Origin of the sequence: Solwaraspora sp. WMMB762, from assembly GCF_049179115.1 — a bacterium.
GTDB lineage: Bacteria > Actinomycetota > Actinomycetes > Mycobacteriales > Micromonosporaceae > Micromonospora_E.
In genome coordinates, this window is record NZ_JBMHMD010000001.1 from 530,022 (window position 1) to 546,056 (window position 16,035).

11 protein-coding genes are annotated in these 16,035 nt (G+C 71.6%); 7 read left to right on the forward strand and 4 right to left on the reverse strand.

The window, feature by feature from the left end; translation table 11 throughout:
• Positions 1-21: 21 nt before the first annotated feature.
• Positions 22-1,986: a primosomal protein N' gene (locus ACN27J_RS02520; protein WP_421372083.1), complete on the forward strand. Its 1,965-nt coding sequence runs from the start codon at positions 22-24 to the stop codon at positions 1,984-1,986.
• Between the two features lie 212 nt (positions 1,987-2,198).
• Here ACN27J_RS02520 and ACN27J_RS02525 read toward each other — a convergent pair whose 3' ends face one another.
• Together ACN27J_RS02525 and ACN27J_RS02530 are read right to left on the reverse strand one after the other, a co-directional pair.
• Positions 2,199-3,713, reverse strand: a complete 1,515-nt coding sequence (locus ACN27J_RS02525) for a family 43 glycosylhydrolase (RefSeq protein WP_421363090.1) — start codon at positions 3,711-3,713, stop codon at positions 2,199-2,201.
• A gap of 14 nt (positions 3,714-3,727) precedes the next feature.
• Complete coding sequence (locus tag ACN27J_RS02530) at positions 3,728-6,280, reverse strand: alpha-L-arabinofuranosidase C-terminal domain-containing protein (RefSeq protein WP_421363092.1); 2,553 nt, start codon at positions 6,278-6,280, stop codon at positions 3,728-3,730.
• A 228-nt stretch (positions 6,281-6,508) separates the two neighbouring features.
• Between ACN27J_RS02530 and def the strand changes: the two genes are divergently transcribed.
• The 3 genes from def to ACN27J_RS02545 are packed head-to-tail and all read left to right on the forward strand — an operon-like array spanning position 6,509 to position 9,571.
• Complete coding sequence (def, locus tag ACN27J_RS02535; protein ID WP_278168682.1) at positions 6,509-7,099, forward strand: peptide deformylase; 591 nt, start codon at positions 6,509-6,511, stop codon at positions 7,097-7,099.
• Positions 7,100-7,104: 5 nt separating this feature from the next.
• On the forward strand, positions 7,105-8,031 hold the full coding sequence (gene fmt / locus ACN27J_RS02540) for a methionyl-tRNA formyltransferase (protein WP_278168684.1): 927 nt from the start codon (positions 7,105-7,107) through the stop codon (positions 8,029-8,031).
• A 58-nt stretch (positions 8,032-8,089) separates the two neighbouring features.
• Positions 8,090-9,571: an RsmB/NOP family class I SAM-dependent RNA methyltransferase gene (locus tag ACN27J_RS02545; RefSeq protein WP_421363095.1), complete on the forward strand. Its 1,482-nt coding sequence runs from the start codon at positions 8,090-8,092 to the stop codon at positions 9,569-9,571.
• Here ACN27J_RS02545 and ACN27J_RS02550 read toward each other — a convergent pair.
• Both ACN27J_RS02550 and ACN27J_RS02555 read right to left on the reverse strand, forming a co-directional pair.
• Entirely contained in the window at positions 9,562-10,470 is a 909-nt protein-coding gene (locus tag ACN27J_RS02550; RefSeq protein ID WP_421363097.1) for a septum formation family protein, read from the reverse strand. The genes ACN27J_RS02545 and ACN27J_RS02550 overlap by 10 nt on opposite strands.
• Positions 10,471-10,629: 159 nt before the next feature.
• Positions 10,630-11,577 (reverse strand): hypothetical protein, encoded by a 948-nt coding sequence (locus ACN27J_RS02555; protein WP_421363099.1) that lies wholly within the window; start codon positions 11,575-11,577, stop codon positions 10,630-10,632.
• 469 nt (positions 11,578-12,046) lie between these two features.
• Here ACN27J_RS02555 and ACN27J_RS02560 point away from each other — a divergent pair, with 469 nt between their 5' ends.
• Genes ACN27J_RS02560 through ACN27J_RS02570 form a run of 3 tightly spaced genes read left to right on the forward strand, consistent with a single transcriptional unit; the run spans position 12,047 to position 15,983 of the window.
• The gene (locus ACN27J_RS02560) at positions 12,047-14,329 is read left to right on the forward strand and encodes an FAD-dependent monooxygenase (protein ID WP_421363101.1); all 2,283 of its coding nucleotides are present in this window, start codon (positions 12,047-12,049) and stop codon (positions 14,327-14,329) included.
• 47 nt (positions 14,330-14,376) lie between these two features.
• On the forward strand, positions 14,377-14,718 hold the full coding sequence (locus tag ACN27J_RS02565) for a putative quinol monooxygenase (RefSeq protein ID WP_421363104.1): 342 nt from the start codon (positions 14,377-14,379) through the stop codon (positions 14,716-14,718).
• Complete coding sequence (locus ACN27J_RS02570) at positions 14,715-15,983, forward strand: cytochrome P450 family protein (RefSeq protein WP_421363106.1); 1,269 nt, start codon at positions 14,715-14,717, stop codon at positions 15,981-15,983. The genes ACN27J_RS02565 and ACN27J_RS02570 overlap by 4 nt, the downstream gene beginning before the upstream one ends.
• Positions 15,984-16,035 lie beyond the last annotated feature (52 nt).

The window sequence follows — 16,035 nt, forward strand, 5'->3', positions numbered from 1 at the left end:
GACCGGCTGCCGGTCGCGCGTATCTGCGTCGACGTGCCGCTGCCGCACCTGGACCGGCCGTTCGACTACCTGGTCCCGGCGGAGCTCGACGACGGCGTGCAGCCGGGCACCCGGGTCCGGGTCCGGTTCGCCGGCCAGCTGGTGGCCGGGTGGGTGCTGGACCGGGTGGCCGCCTCCGGTCACGACGGCAAGCTCGCCTTCCTCGACAAGCTGGTCTCACCGGAACGGGTACTCAGCGCCGAGATCGCCGCTCTGGCCCGCACCGTCGCCGACCGGTACGCCGGGCACCTGGCCGACGTGCTGCGGCTGGCCGTGCCGCCGCGACACGCCCGCGTCGAGCAGGAGCCCAGCGGGCCCGTGCCCGAGCCCGGTCCCGTCGCCGCGCCGACTGACGCCGCGCCACCCGCCACCGTGCCACCCGACGCTGTGCCGACCGACGCCGCCGGATGGGCGGCGTACCCGTCCGGACCCGCGTTCCTACGGGCCGTCGCCGACGGCCGGCCGGCCCGCGCCGTCTGGGCGCCGCTGCCTGGCGAGGACTGGCCGGCGCGGTACGCCGAGGCGATCGCCGCCACCGTAGGGGCCGGCCGGGGCGCGGTCGCGGTGCTACCGGACGGACGCGACGTCGACCGGCTCGACGCGGCCCTGCGCCGGGTCCTCGGTGCCGGTCGGCACGTGGTGCTGACCGCGGCGCTCGGCCCGGCCCGGCGCTACCGGGCGTTTCTCGCGGCGAGACACGGCCTGGTCAAGGTGGTCGTCGGCACCCGGGCCGCGATGTTCGCCCCGGTCGCCGATCTGGGTCTGGTCGCCATCTGGGACGACGGCGACGACGTGCATGCCGAACCGCGTGCGCCCTACCCGCACGCCCGCGAGGTACTGCTCACCCGGGCACAGCTGGGCGGGGTCGCGGCGCTGCTCGGCGGCTTCGCCCGCTCCGGCGAGGCGCAGCAGCTGGTAGAGACCGGCTGGGCCCGGGAAATCATCGCCGCCCGGGCGACCGTCCGGCGACGTGCCCCACGGGTCACCCCGGCCGGCGACGATGCCCAGCTGGCCCGCGACGCCGGTGCCGCCACCGCCCGGCTGCCCAGCCTTGCTTTCGCCACCGCCCGTACGGCGTTGCAGGCCGGGATGCCGGTGCTGGTGCAGGTGCCCCGGCGCGGCTACCTGCCGGCGGTGTCCTGCGCGGACTGCCGGGCCCCGGCCCGCTGTCAGCACTGCGCCGGCCCGCTGGCCCTGCCGGCGGCGACCGCCACCGCACAGTGCCGCTGGTGCGGCCGGCCGGCCGCCGGATACGCCTGCCCGCACTGCCACGGGCGGCGGCTACGGGCGGCGGTCACCGGTGCCCGGCGTACCGCCGAAGAGCTGGGCCGGGCGTTCCCCGGCACCACGGTGCGGACCTCCGGCCGCGACGAGGTGCTCACCTCGGTGCCGGCCGAACCGGCAGTGGTGGTGGCCACCCCCGGGGCCGAGCCGGTGGCCGCCGGTGGCTACGGCGCCGTACTGCTGCTGGACACCTGGGCGTTGCTGACCCGGGCCGACCTGCGGGCGGCGGAGGAGGCACTACGCCGCTGGCTGTCCGCCGCCGCGCTGGCCCGGCCGGCGGCCGACGGCGGCCAGGTGGTGGTGATCGCCGACGGCGGGCTCGCCCCGGTGCAGGCACTGCTGCGTTGGGACCCCGGCTGGTTCGCCGCCCGCGAGCTGGCCGACCGGCGGGAGCTTGGTTTCCCGCCAGCAGCCCGGATGGCCAGCGTGACCGGCCCCGCCGAGGCGGTGGCCGAACTGCTGGCCGCGTTGCGGATGCCGGACGGCGCCGAACTGCTCGGTCCGGTGCCGGCGGCCGACGGCCAGGAACGGATGCTGATCCGGGTCCGCCGGTCGCAGGCGGCCGAACTGGCCCGGCAGCTGCGGGTGGCGGCCGGCACCCGCACCGCCCGCCGCGCCGGTCAGCCGGTACGCATCCAGATCGACCCGCTCGACCTGCTCTAGCTCGCGACGCCGTCCAGCCCTGGCACAGGGCCACCGGAGAGTGAGCGCACCGTTGACTCCCCAGGGTCGGGGGTGCCGCTTGGGCCTGATGCCACAGGTGCATCAAGATGCACCTGTGGCATCACGTTCGCGGAGGCACCGTGGGTTTCCGGGAGCCAGCACAGTGGTCCGCCCTTCCGGAACCGTGTGACACCTCGGTGCTGACGGTGGGCTCAGCTGAGCCGGAAGGCCGACTGCGCGCCGGCGGCGGGACCGATGGTCAGTTGCCCGTTCTCGTGGCGTACGAAGGCCGACGGGACCCCGGCGAGGCGCAGCGAGATGCGTCCGTTCACCCGGTCGATCCGGTGGAAGCTCGCCTGGGCGGCGAACTCGGCGCCGTCGGCGGCCGGGTCGAGGCGTACCGTGCCGTCGACCGCCCGCAGGTAATGTCCGGGCAGGTCGACCGACTGGATCGACACGGTGTCCGCCCCGGCCAGCCCGGCACCGACGCGGAACTGGGTGTCGGCCAGCCGCTGGGAGTCGGTGTCGACCAGCACGGTCGCGCCGACGTGGCGGACGAAGGCGTCGCGGGTGGTGTCGGCGGGGGAGAGCCGCACGATCGGGCCGCCCTCACCGACCGGGACGCCGAACAGCGGGTTACCGTCGGCGTCCCAGTAGAGCTTCTGCACCCGGGCGTGCCGGTTCGGGTCGTACAGCGGGTCGCCGGTGATGTCCCGGTAGTCACGGGCGTGGTAGACCAGCACGGTGGTCTTGCCGTCCTCGGCGACGGTGAACGAGTTGTGTCCGGGGCCGTACCGGCTGGTCTGTTCGTTGGTGACGAAGACCGGGTCGGGGGTCTTCGTCCAGGAGCGGTGGTCGAGCAGGTCGGCGCTGGCGTCGGCGGTGAGCAGGCCCATGCAGTAGCGGGAGTCGGTGGCGCTGGCCGAGAACGTCATGAACACCCGTCCGTTGCGGACGATCACCGCCGCGCCCTCGTTGACCGCGTAGCCCTGCACCTCCCATGGGCGGGTCGGGGTGGCGATCCGCACCGGCTTGGTCTTCAGGGTCCACGGGTTGGCCAGCTCGGCGATGTAGAGGCTGGAGTTGACCGCGATCTCCGGCTCGCCCTGGGCCCAGACCAGGTACCGCCGGCCGTGATGGTGGAACGTCGTGGCGTCCAGGGCGAAGCTGTCCCACTCGGTGACGATCTGACCGCGCAGCTGCCAGCCGGTCGGGTCCCGGGGGTCGTCCAGTGGGGACTCCAGTACGTACATCCGGATCCGGAACACGTTGTCGGAGTCGCCGGCGGCGAAGTAGACGTACCACTTGCCGTCGATGCGGTGCAGCTCCGGTGCCCAGATGTGGCCGCCCATCCGGCCGCTGGCCGGCCGCCGCCAGATCACCGTCTCGGCCGCCGTGGCCAGCCCGGCGATGGTGGACGCGCCGCGCACCACGATCCGGTCGTACTCCGGCACCGAGCCGGTGAAGTAGTACATGCCGGCGACCGGGTAGGTGACGAACGGATCGGCGCGTTGGTTGACGAGCGGGTCGATCGTCGGTACGCCGTAGACCTGCGCGTCGGTGGGTGCGCCGACCGGGCCGGGGGTGTTGCCGGCGGTCGGTGCGGCGGCGGCCGGGTCCGGCCGTCCGGCGCCGGCGGTCAGCCCACCGGCCAGACCGGTCAGGCCGGCAGCGGCGAAGCCCAGGCCGCCGTGCAGCAGAGCGCGCCGGTTCACCTCGTACGTCATGGGGGCCACCTCAGTTATTTGGTGCGGATACGGATGAAGGTCACGGAGTACGGCTCGAAGGTGTGCGTGAAGCTGGATGCCACGCCGGTGAGCTGGGTGGTGACCGGCTGGATCGGCTCGGCCGACCGGGTGTTCTGCTGACCGGGGTCGCCGCTGATCACGGTCATCCGGGCATGCGAACGGACCGGCAGGTCGCCAAGGTCGATCCGGGTCACGGCCGCCTTCTCCTGCGCGTTGACCACCTTGACCAGCAGGTCGCCGGTGGCGTCGTCGCGGGTGACGACCTGGGCGAACGGGCGGGTGACCTGGTCGTCGACGAACTCGCCCCACACCTCGCCGTCCAGTAGCAGGGTGACCCTGTCGCCACGCACTTTGACGGTGATGTCGTACGTGGTGCCGGTGGTGACCTGGTTCGGCTTGGCGATCAGCGTCTCCTTGGCACCGTTGGTGGCCTTCTCCACCGCGCCCTGGGTGTTGTTCCAGCCACCGAGGTTCCACCAGTAGAAGTTGCCAGCGTCCTTGACCCCGAACCCGATCAGGAAGCCCTCCGCTCCGGCGTTCTTCGTGGCGGTCAGCGACAGGTCGTAGTCGGTGGCGGTGATCTCGGCGGCGGCGACCATGGTGTCCAGCGCGGCGGTGTCGCTCTGCGTGTACGCGCCGTCGACCACCGACCAGCTGCCCCGGTTGGCGACCGGCGTCCACTGGCCCGCCCCGGTGGAGAAGTCGTCGCTGAACAGCACGGTGCCGTCCGGGGCGGTGACCGTCACGTCGTCGTACGTCGCCGAGGTGGCCCAGGTGGACAGGCCGATCCGTCCGGTGATCGGCTGGGTGCCGAGGGTCGGCCCGGTGGCCTCGCTGGGCACCGTCCGGTCACCGACGTTGGTCATGAACAGCTTCTGCACCTGGTAACTGGTGGTGCCCCAGGACTCGTCGTTGTCGAACCAGATCAGGTCCGGCCGCCACTGGACGTGGTCGATGTTGGCCAGCAGCGGGGCGTACGAGGCCATCTCGACGATGTCGGCGTTGCGCTCCAGCCCGGTCATGTAGGCCGCCTCGGCGAGCGAGTTGAACAGCTTGTTGTCCTGCGAGGCGTACTCGCCGAGGAACACCTTCGGCCCGGCGCGGTCGTAGCTGTCGTAGCGGTCGTTGTTCTGCAGGAACCAGGCCGGGCTGTTGTAGTAGTGCTCGTCGACCAGCTCCACCCCGTCAGCCCGGTTGAGCTGCCACAGCCGGTCGAAGGTGGCGCCCTGGTCGTCCGGTCCGGAGTTGCTGACCACCGTGATCTCCGGGTGCTGTGCCTCGATCGCGGCCCGGAAGCGCCGGAAGTTGGCGAAGAACTCGTCGGGCAGGTTCTCCTCGTTGCCGACACCGACGTGGGTGAGGCCGAACGGTTCGGGGTGGCCCATTTCGGCGCGCAGCCCGCCCCAGGTGGAGCTGACCGGGCCGTTGGCGAACTCGATCAGGTCCAGGGTGTCGGAGATGTGCCGGGCCAGCAGTTCCTCGTCGACGGTGGCCTGGTTCTGACCGCAGCCGGTGACAAGCGCCGGCACCACCGGCAGCGGCATCGCGCCGATGTCCTCGGCGAACTGGAAGTACTCGAAGTAGCCCAGTCCGTACGACTGGTTGTAGCCCCAGAAGTTGGCGTTGGTGGCCCGGGTCTCCACCGGGCCGACGGTGTCCTTCCACTGGAAGGATCGGGCGCGCTCCCAGCCGGACCCGGCGTCGTAGCCGTACATGCTGCCGGTGTTGACCAGACAGCCGCCGGGGAAGCGGACGAAGCCCGGCCGCAACGCCTCGATCTTCTGGGCCAGGTCCTTGCGCAGGCCGTTGGCCCGGCCCCGGAAGGTCTCCTGGGGGAACAGCGACACCATGTCCAGCCGTACGGTGCCGGTGCCACCGGCGAGCACCACCAGCCGGCCGAGGTCGGAGGTCCGGTGGGCGGTGAACGTGGCGGTGTACCTGGTCCATTCGTCGCCGTGGACGCGTAACCGTTGCGGTTCGGCGAGTCGGCGGCCGTCGGCGTCGACCAGCCGGACGGTCAGCTGGTTGCCGGCGGCGTCGGTACGGGCCCAGACCGAGAAGTCGTAGCGTTTACCGGCCTCGACCGCGATCCCGCTGTTGTAGCCGGAGTTGGTCACCCCGTACCGTCCGCCGTCGCTGTTGTCCAGGTCGAGCCGCAGGTAGGTGCGGTTACGGTCGTTGAGCCGGCTGTCGTCGTCGACCGTGGCCGCGGTGCCGGACCCGCCGGCCTCGGCGCCCGGGGTCCAAGCGGTCAGCCCGGTGAAGGACTGGTTGTCCACCGGCAGGAACTCGAAGGACCGGTTGCGGACCAGTTCGGCGTAGAGGCCGCCGTCGGCGGCGTAGTTGATGTCCTCGAAGAAGACGCCGTACATGGTGTCGCTGATCGGCACGCCGGCGCTGGCGGGGTCGACGGTGATCGTGTACTCCGGCTCCGGCCGCGGCGGGTCGGCCAGGCTCGGCCCGGCGGCCGCGACCCCGGCGGCGACGAGCGATCCGACCAGCAGTGCGCTGCCGGCCAGCCCGGGTCGTGCGGATCGTCGGAACATGGGCTGCCTCCTGATCGCCCGGCCACGGCCCTGACTCCGGCCCAACCGACATCATCGATGTGAACGTTAACAGGAACGGAGTATTACGGCCGGATCACCACGTCGTCAATACCGTCTTCCCGGCTTCACGGTCACGGTCGCCCCGAGTGTCTACCGCGTCCGTCACGGCGTCCGGCGTACGCCCGTAGACTGGAGGCACCGTTTGCCCACGACAAGGAGCCTGACCGCGTGACCGTCCAGCCCATCCGACTCTTCGGCGACCCGGTGCTGCGCACTGCGGCCGAGCCCGTGGTCGACTTCGACGCCGAGCTGCGGGGGCTCGTCGCCGATCTGACCGACAGCATGACCGATCAGAACGGTGCCGGCCTCGCCGCGCCGCAGCTCGGTGTCGGGCTGCGGGTATTCACGTTCCACGTCGACGACCTGCTGGGCCACCTGGTCAACCCGGTGCTGGACTTCCCCGACGAGGAGGAACAGGACGGCCCGGAGGGCTGCCTGTCCATCCCGGGGCTCTACTTCGACACCAAACGTCGACAGAACGTCGTCGCGAAGGGCTTCAACGAGTACGGCGACCCGATGCAGATCGTCGGCAGCGGTCTGCTGGCCCGCTGCGTCCAGCACGAGACGGACCACCTCGACGGGGTGCTGTTCCTGGACCGGCTCGACGCCGCCACCCGCAAGGAGGCGATGAAGGCAATCCGCGAAGCCGACTGGTACGACGCCGCTGCGCCGCCGACGGTGAAGGTCAGCCCGCACCGCTCGCCCGGTGGCCTGTTCCGGCCGGGTGCGGCGACCAGCCCGTTCGGTCTGGGCGGGTGACGGCGATGCGACTTGTCTTCGCCGGTACTCCGGCGGTCGCCGTCCCCGCGTTGGACGCGATCGCCGCCAGCGGCCACGACCTCGTCGCGGTGGTCACCCGGCCGGACGCCCCTGCCGGGCGGGGCCGCCGGCTGGTCCGCTCCGCGGCCGGCGCCTGGGCCGACGAGCGGGGGATCGAGGTGTTGACCCCGCAGCGCCCACGGGAGCCGGAGTTCCTCAGCAGGCTGACCGAGCTGGCCCCGGACTGTGTACCAGTCGTCGCCTACGGTGCCCTGGTCCCGCCGACCGCGCTGGCCATCCCCACCCACGGCTGGATCAACCTGCACTTTTCCCTGCTGCCGGCCTGGCGCGGGGCGGCTCCGGTGCAGCATGCGGTGCTGCACGGCGACGAGGTGACCGGCGCGAGCGTGTTCCAGCTGGAGGAGGGTCTGGACACCGGCCCGGTGTTCGGCACGGTGACCGACCAGGTCGGCCACACGGATACCGCCGGCGACCTGCTGCAGCGGCTGGCGTCCAGCGGCGCACAGCTGCTGGTCGCGGTGCTCGACGGGATCGCCGCCGGCACCGCCCGGGCGGTGCCGCAGCCGGGTGACGGGGTGTCACTGGCCCCGAAGCTGACCGTCGACGACGTCCGGGTGCGGTGGACCGATCCGGCGTTCGCGGTGGACCGGCGGGTGCGGGCCGGCACCCCGGCGCCGGGCGCCTGGACCACGTTCCGCGACGAGCGGGTCAAACTCGGGCCGGTCCGGCCGGTGCCGGACGGCCCGGAGTTGAAGCCGGGGGAGGCGTTGGCCGAACGTAACCGCCTGCTGGTCGGCACGGCCACCGTGCCGGTCGCGCTCGGCGAGGTCCGGGCCGCCGGCAAGAAGGCCATGTCGGCAGCGGACTGGGCGCGCGGCGCCCGCATCACCACCGGCGAGTTCTTCGGGTGAGCGCGAGGAGTGAACGAGCGCAGCGAGTGAGCCCCGCAGTCGCGAGCGGAGGGTGGTCATGGTGAGCGCGAGGAGTGAACGAGCGCAGCGAGTGAGCCCCGCAGTCGCGAACGGCCGGGGCGAGCGTGGACAGCGTGACCGCGGGCAGCGTGGTCATCGTCGGCGGGCCGACCCGGCGCGGGACGCGGCGTACGATGCCGTCGCGGCGGTGTACCGCGATGACGCCTACGCCAATCTGGTGTTGCCGACGATCCTGCGGGACCGGGAGCTGCGGGGGCGTGACGCCGCTTTCGCCACCGAGTTGGTCTACGGCACGCTGCGGCTGGTCGGCACGCTCGATCTGATCATCGCTCGGGCGGCCGGGCGGGAGGTGGACCGGATCGATCCGCCGGCCCGTGACGCGCTGCGGCTGGGCGCGTACCAGCTGCTGCGTACCCGGGTTCCGGCGCACGCCGCGGTGTCGGCCACGGTGGATCTGGTGCACGACGTGGCGCCGGGGGCGGTCGGGTTCGCCAACGCCGTACTGCGGGAGATCGCCACCCGGGACCTGGACGACTGGCTGGCCGAGCTGGCCCCGGACGAGCTGGCCGACCCGGTCGGTCACCTGGCGGTGACCTACCACCATCCGCCGTGGATCGTCCGGGCGTTCGCGGAGGCGCTCGGTGAGGATCCGGGTGCCGGCCTGGCCGAGACGACCCGGCTGCTGATCGAGGACAACGAACCGCCACCGGTGCATCTGTGCGCCCGACCGGGCCGGGTCGACGCGGTCGAGTTGGCGGATGCCACCGGCGGGGCGCCGGGCGCGTTCTCGCCGTACGCCGTCTATCTGCCCGGCGGGGCGCCGGGTGAGGTGCCGGCGGTCCGTCAGGGCCGGGCGCACGTGCAGGACGAAGGATCGCAGCTGGTGGCGGCGGCGTTGGCCGACGCCGAGGTGTCCGGTTCGGACCGGCGGTGGCTGGACCTGTGTGCCGGGCCGGGGGGCAAGGCGGCGCTGCTCGGCGCGCTGGCCGCCGGTCGCGGCGCCGAGGTGACCGCGGTGGAGGTCGCCGAGCACCGGGCCCGGCTGGTGGAGCAGGCGGTACGCGGGCTGCCGGTGGCCGTGCAGGTCGCCGACGGTCGTCAGGTGGGGGCCGGGACGGAGCTGCCCGAGGCGGCGTTCGACCGGGTGCTGGTGGACGCACCGTGCACCGGGCTCGGCTCGCTGCGCCGCCGTCCCGAGTCGCGCTGGCGGCGTCAGCCGTCGGACCTGCCGCCGTTGACCCGGTTGCAGCGCGAGCTGCTCGCCGCCGGGCTGCGGGCGGTCCGGCCGGGCGGCGTGGTGGCCTACGTGACATGTTCGCCGCACCGGGTGGAGACGCACGTGTCGGTGACCGAGGCGGCCCGTCGGTCCGGCGTACCGGTGGATTTCGTCGACGCCCGACCGTTGCTGCCGGCGGGTATGCCGGGTCTCGGCGCCGGGCCGTCGGTGCAGCTGTGGCCGCACCGACACGGCACCGACGCGATGTTCGTGGCGTTGCTGCGTCGGGTCGGTCAGCCCTGACGGACCGGCAGGGCGTCGGCGCCGCCGTCGCGTACCGAGCGGGTCAGCGGTGGCTCGTCGCGCCAGAGCAGGCAGCGTACGGCGAGGTTGCCGTCGTCCCACTCGTCCTTGAACGGGTAGTCGTAGATGGTGCCGAAGCGGTGTCGCAGGTCGTCGTCGACGGGTAGGTCGGCATAGTCGGCGACGACCCGGCGGCATCGTTCGTGTACCTGGTCGGCGTTGGCGGCGAACTCCTCGTAGGGCAGGTCGGCTTCCAGGTACAGGCCGGCGAATTCGCTCTGGTGTGGTTCGGTGCAGGCCACCGGCGCGAGGATTCCGACGTCGCCGGCGGCGTTGGCGCTCGGGTTGAAGCAGCCCCAGCGCAGCGGGCTCGGCTGGTCGAGGGTGCCGGCGAGGCTGCCGGTGCGGGCGACGAAGGTGCGGTCCTGCATGCTGACCACCTCGCCGACGTCGCACCGGTACCACCGGGCGCCGCCGTTCCAGGCCGTCGTGGACGGGACGACGACTTCGAGCCGGAGCCGGCCAGCCTGCCAGTCGTCGCCGAGGAACTCGCGGACCCGCTGGTCGCAGTCGGTGCGGGCGGCCCGCCGGCTGGACGAGCCGGGGGCGGGGGAATGGTCTGGTACGCCGTACACCCCGGTGAAGATCCCGACGAAGACCGTCTCCACTTCATGAGACTGTCCGCAGCTGACGGGTGTGTATTCGGTGCCCTGGCCGACGGTGCCGGCGGCGACCGGATGACACTCGCCGGCCCGTGGAACGAACACTTTCGGTGTGGCGATCCCCGCCCAGTCATTGGTCAGGTCGCCATCGCCGATGTCGGACCGGACAGCGGGCGCGCATCCCGCCGCTGTCGTCAGAACCGCGACCGTCAGAACCAGCCTTATCCACCACCGCATGTCGTACGCCCTCCCCGTGGTTGGAAGATCGTAGACAGCTAAGTGTACTTCATGTAGTCAAATGACTCTCTACAGTAATCGTGACCTGCTGATTCAGTGGACAGCGGCCCAATGCTCCATCGTGGAGCATTGGGCCGCAGTCGGACAACTGGCGGCGGATCAGGCAGGTTGGACGAACGTGATGGTCTGCGGACCGTTGGTACGAATTGGTTCGCCGGTGGCACTGCTGAAGTCAGTGCCACCGTGCCAGCGGTGCTCACCACTGCAGATACAGTGGATCTTCACCTGCTGTCGCGGCAGGATCATGAGCGACGCGCCGGTCGCCCCGTCGGCCAGCTCGACGATCCCCACCGGGTCCTTTGTGCTGACGTTGAGCAGCACCAGCTGGCCCGGACCCTGCGGCGGGTCGGCGATCTCGATGCTCACCGAGGTCCCGGCCTCCAACTGGTACGCGTACGGCGGGGCGTTGACGTCCGCCGCTACCAGGTCGGCGCGCAGCCGGTTGCCGACGTGCCCGCTCCACTGGTACGGGTAGCCGTCCGCCTTGAACAGCAGCGGCCACTCGTACGGTCCCAGCCAGTCGATGACGAACGAACCCTTGTCGTCGACCGGTGAGTAGCGCGGATCCCGCGAGCCGTCGGCGACCGGCGCGACGAGGCCGACCGTACCGTTCGTCAGGGTCTCGTCGTCGGCGCCCTGCACGGTGCCGGTGATCACCGAGCGCGAATCCAGGCGGATCGTCGGTCCGGGCCGCACCTCGTCGGCAGAGAAGGTGAACCACCGTGCATCCTTCTGGGTGCCGGTGCCACCGTCCTGGCTGACCCACTGGGCACCGTACTGGCTACCCGAGTCGGGCAGCGCGAACAGATTGTAGGAACCCGGCCCGGGAACCGAGACATTCACCCGGCCCCGCGAGTCGCTGCGGGTCGGACAGACGTCGGAAAAGCTGAACGTGAATACCGGAACGGCGAATACGCAGATGTCGGCCACCGGCTCGCCGGTGATCGCGTCCACCACGTCGGTGCGGATACCCGGCCCGTCGAAGGTCGTCGTCGCGTACGCCTGCGGTGCGATCGTGGCACCGCCCAGCAGGGCCGCAGCGACCACCGAACCGAGGACGATCCTCCGTTTCCGGTTGCCGACCGAGCGCGGTTCGACGGCGCGGTGGGCCCCGCCTCTGCCGCCTGTGGAAAATCGAATGATCCTCAACGAGGTTGCCCCTTTCGCATTTCACTGAACTGCCTGGTGCCAGAAGAGTTTGTAGCACGGAAGACAGCGTGAAGTCGGCTACGGAGGGCTGATTTCTGTGGTGTTTTGTCTCCACTGGAGGGGCGATTTTCCGAAAGTCGGTGAAATCGGAACGCAAAATGAGGGTGAAACGCATTCAGTCGGTTGACCGGACGGGGCGTCGCCGCAGCGTCACCGGCCGGACCCGGTTCGCCCGCCACCGGTGACGACCGCGTGACGGCTCGTCAGAGATCGTCGACCGCAGCACGGACCGGCCGCACGACCTCCGCGATGCCCGGTCGTCACCCGGCCCGCCAACCAGTGTCGCGTGAGCCGTCAGGGAGCCCACATGATCAGGACGATGCTGCGGATCCGCGCCCGCCGCGGATCCGCGAAGACGGTCGAAGCCGCGTGGCGAGCCGCTGCCGATCGGGTCGGCGGTGGCGCCGGCAACCGTCTGTGGCAGTTGCTCGTCGCCGCAGACGATCCGTCGACCTACGTGATGGTCGCCGAGTGGACCGACGAGGCGGCCCGGCGCCACTACGAGAACGGTCCGGTCGCCGCGTACCTCGCCGGTGTGGTCGAAGCCGCCTGCGAGCCGGTGACCCCTGACAGCTACCGGGTGATGGGCGGTCGGCCGGACCCGGACTCGCTGATGTACGTGGACGTGACGGTCGACGTACCGGCCGACCGGGTCGCCGACTTCCAGCGCGGCCACGCCGAGGTCGTCGCCCGGATGGCCGCGGTACCCGGCTACCTGGGGGAGGAACTGCTACGCGAACCCGGATCATCGGTGCACCACATCTTCGCGCAGTGGCGCGGTGCGGAGCTGTTCCGCCGCTGGATCGACGACCCCGACCACGAGCGGGCCGAAGCGGGACCGATCGCCGAGTTCCTGGTCGGCATCCGGCCACGGGTGTTCCGCGCATTCGACCCGGACCAGCGGCCCGTCCAGCCGGTCGCGACCCGACCCACCGCCCGGCACACCACCACGGACGTGTTGGTGGTCGGCGCCGGACCGACCGGGCTGACCACGGCGATCGAACTGGCCCGGCGGGGCGTCGACTGCCAGGTGATCGACAAACTGACCAGCCCGCCGGACCAGGCCGACAAGGCGATCGGGGTGCACTGCCGCACCATGGAGATCTGGGCGGACCAGGGCGTCGACCGGGAGGCCATGAACGCCGGCAGCTGGCTGGTCGGTCAGGCGGTCTTCATCAACGGGCACCAGGTACACCGGGGCAGCTGGGAACTGCCAGGGCTGCCGTACGCGCACCTCGGGCTGCCGCAGTACGAGACCGAACGGATCCTCACCGACCGGCTCGCCACGCTCGGCGTACGGCCCCGGCGCGGCACCGAACTGGTCGACTTCACCAGCGACGACGACGGGGTCACCGCCAACCTCGCCCACGCCGACGGCGGCACCGAGACGGTCCGCGCCAAGTTCCTCGTCGGCGCCGATGGCGCGCACAGCCGGGTACGCCAACTGCTCGGCCTCACCTTCACCGGCGGGCTGGGCCGATTCCCGCAACTGTTCATGCTCGGCGACGTCGACGTCGACTGGGACATGCCCGCCGGCCACCTGCTTCGGTTCATCCACGAAACCGACGGCCAGCTGGACAACATGCTCGTCTGCGTACCGCTGCGGGGTGAATCCCGCTACCGGATCGCGACCATGGCGCCACCGCGCTACTTTGCCGCCACCCGCGGCGAGAACGCACCGCCCGGGTTCAGCGCCGAACTCGGCGAACCGACTCTCGCCGACGTGCAGGCGGTGCTGGACCAGCTCGCCCCGGCCGGGACGACCGCGTCCAACCTACGTTGGTCGTCGATCTTCCGGATCAGTCACGGCATCGTCGACCGCTACCGCGACGGACGGATCTTCGTCGCCGGCGACGCCGCACACCTGCATCCGCCGGCCGGCGGTCAGGGTATGAACACCGGCATCCAGGACGCCTGGAACCTGGCCTGGAAGCTGGCATTGGCGGTCCGTGGTGTCGCCGCGCCCGGCCTGCTGGACAGCTACCAGATCGAGCGCCGGCCACAGGGGGAGGAAGTCGTCGGGCGGGCGGTGCGGCTGGCCTTCACCGACGAGTTGGAGCGCGAGGACCTCGAACGGCAGTTCCTGCAGGAGATGTCGATGCTGGTCAGCTACGCCGACAGTCCACTGGTCGGCGAGTCGTTGGCCACAGTGGACGCGCTGCGGACCGGCCCGGCCCCGGGGGAGCGCGCTCCCGACGTGTCCGGCCTGCGTCGACGCGGTGTCGGACACCCGCTGCGGCTGCACGAGCTGACCCGGGGGACCCGGCACACCCTGCTGCTCTACGCCGACCGGACGGCGGACGAGGCCACTCTGGCCGCCATCGACAAGCTCAGCGCCGACCTGCCGGAGCGGACGTACGGCGAAGTCGAGGTCTACCTGCTGCTCAGCCCGGACACGCCAGCCCCGCCGGCGGACCATCCACCGGTGCTCCACGACGACGCCGGCGGGTTCCGGGCCGGGTACGGCACCGCCGGTGCCGCCGCCTACCTGATCCGGCCGGACGGGTACGTCGGTTTCCGCAGCCAGCCGATCGACGTCGAGGCACTACGCCACCACCTGCACCTGGTGTTCAACGGCGGTGTCCGGTGACCGCCGCTTCCCAGAGCCAGACAGGCCAGATCAACCAGACAGGCCAGATGAACCGGGCGGAGCCGGTGCCGGGTCCGGTCCGTGCCGTGCTGTCGATGCGGACCCGCCCCGGGTGCGAGCGGCGGTTCGAGACCGAGTGGCGGTCGATCGCCGATCAGATCCGCACCCTCGACGGCTGCCTGCGCCAGGACCTGGTCCGCGACGCCGACGACCCCCGCAGCTACCTGATCATCACCGACTGGGCGGACCGGGAACGCCTCGACGCGTTCGGCCGCAGCGCGCAGCGCGACCGGCTGCTGCGGGTGATCCGGGAGTTGCGTGAATCCGCGCAGCGGCACACCTACCAGGTGCTGCACAGCGTGCCGAGCGAACGAGAGGAGCCGCGATGACCGCCGATCCGCGACCGGCCGAGCCGGTCGGGTCCGCTGAGCAGGCCGTCCCGGCGGCGGAGTTCTACACCGACGGGTACGCCGCCGACCCGTACCCCACCTACGCCCGGATGCGTGCGCAGTGCCCGGTCCGGTTGGTCGCCTCACCCCGGTTCGACTCCTATCTGATCACCCGCTACGACGACGCGCGGGCGGCGTTGACCGATCCGCGGCTGTCCAAGGACCTGTACGGTCCGGAAGGCCACTACCTGCGGTTCTTCGGGCCCAACTCGGAGGGCCTGAACAAGAACATGCTCAACTCGGATCCGCCGGAGCACAGTCGGCTGCGGCGGCTGGTGTCGCAGGCGTTCGCGCCCCGGCGGATCGAGGCCCTGCGGCCCCGGATCGGCCAGGTCGTCGACGACCTGCTCGACAAGTTCGCGCCGAGAGGCGAGGCGGACCTGATGCACGAGTTCGCCGTACCGCTGCCGATGGTGGTGATCTGCGAGCTGCTCGGCGTGCCGAAACCCGACCACGAACAGGTGCTCGGCTGGACCCAGGTGATCCGGACCTCCGGCTCGGCCAGCCGCCCGCCCGACCAGGAGCGGGCGGCGGTGCAGCAGGTACAGGCGCAGCTGCACGACTACCTGACCGGGCTGGTCCGGGCCAAACGCGCGACGCCGGCCGACGACATGCTGACCGCCCTGATCGACGCCTGCGACCACGGCGGGGTGCTCACCGAACGGGAGTTGGTCTCCACCGCGTTCCTGTTGCTGTTCGCCGGTCACCAGACCACCGCCGACTTCATCGGCAACGCCATGCTGGCCCTGTTGACCAACCCTGGACAGTACGAGTTGCTGCGGGCCCGGCCCGAGCTGCTGCCGGTGGCCGTCGAGGAACTGCTGCGCTTCGACGGCCCGCTGCCGATCGCCAGCCCCCGGGTGGCCACAGAGGACGTCGAGTACGACGGTGTCCGCATCCCCCGCGGGGCAGCGGTCGGGGTGGTGCTCAACTCGGCCAACCGCGACCCGGACCACTTCACCGACCCCGACCGCCTCGACGTGACCAGCGAACGCGGACCCCATTTGGGCTTCGGCCACGGGGTGCACTACTGCCTGGGCGTTTCGCTGGCCCGCATCGAGGCCCGGACCGGCATCGGCGGGCTGCTGCGCCGGCTGCCGGACCTGCGGCTGGCCGTACCCGCCGCCGAACTGCGCCGACTCCCGGCGGCCTCGCCGTTTCGCGGGCTGCTCGAGCTGCCGGTCCGGTTCACCGCCGCCGGCTGACCTGCCACCGGTCACCGGGCGAACCGACCCGGCTGATCCCCACCGTTCTGTG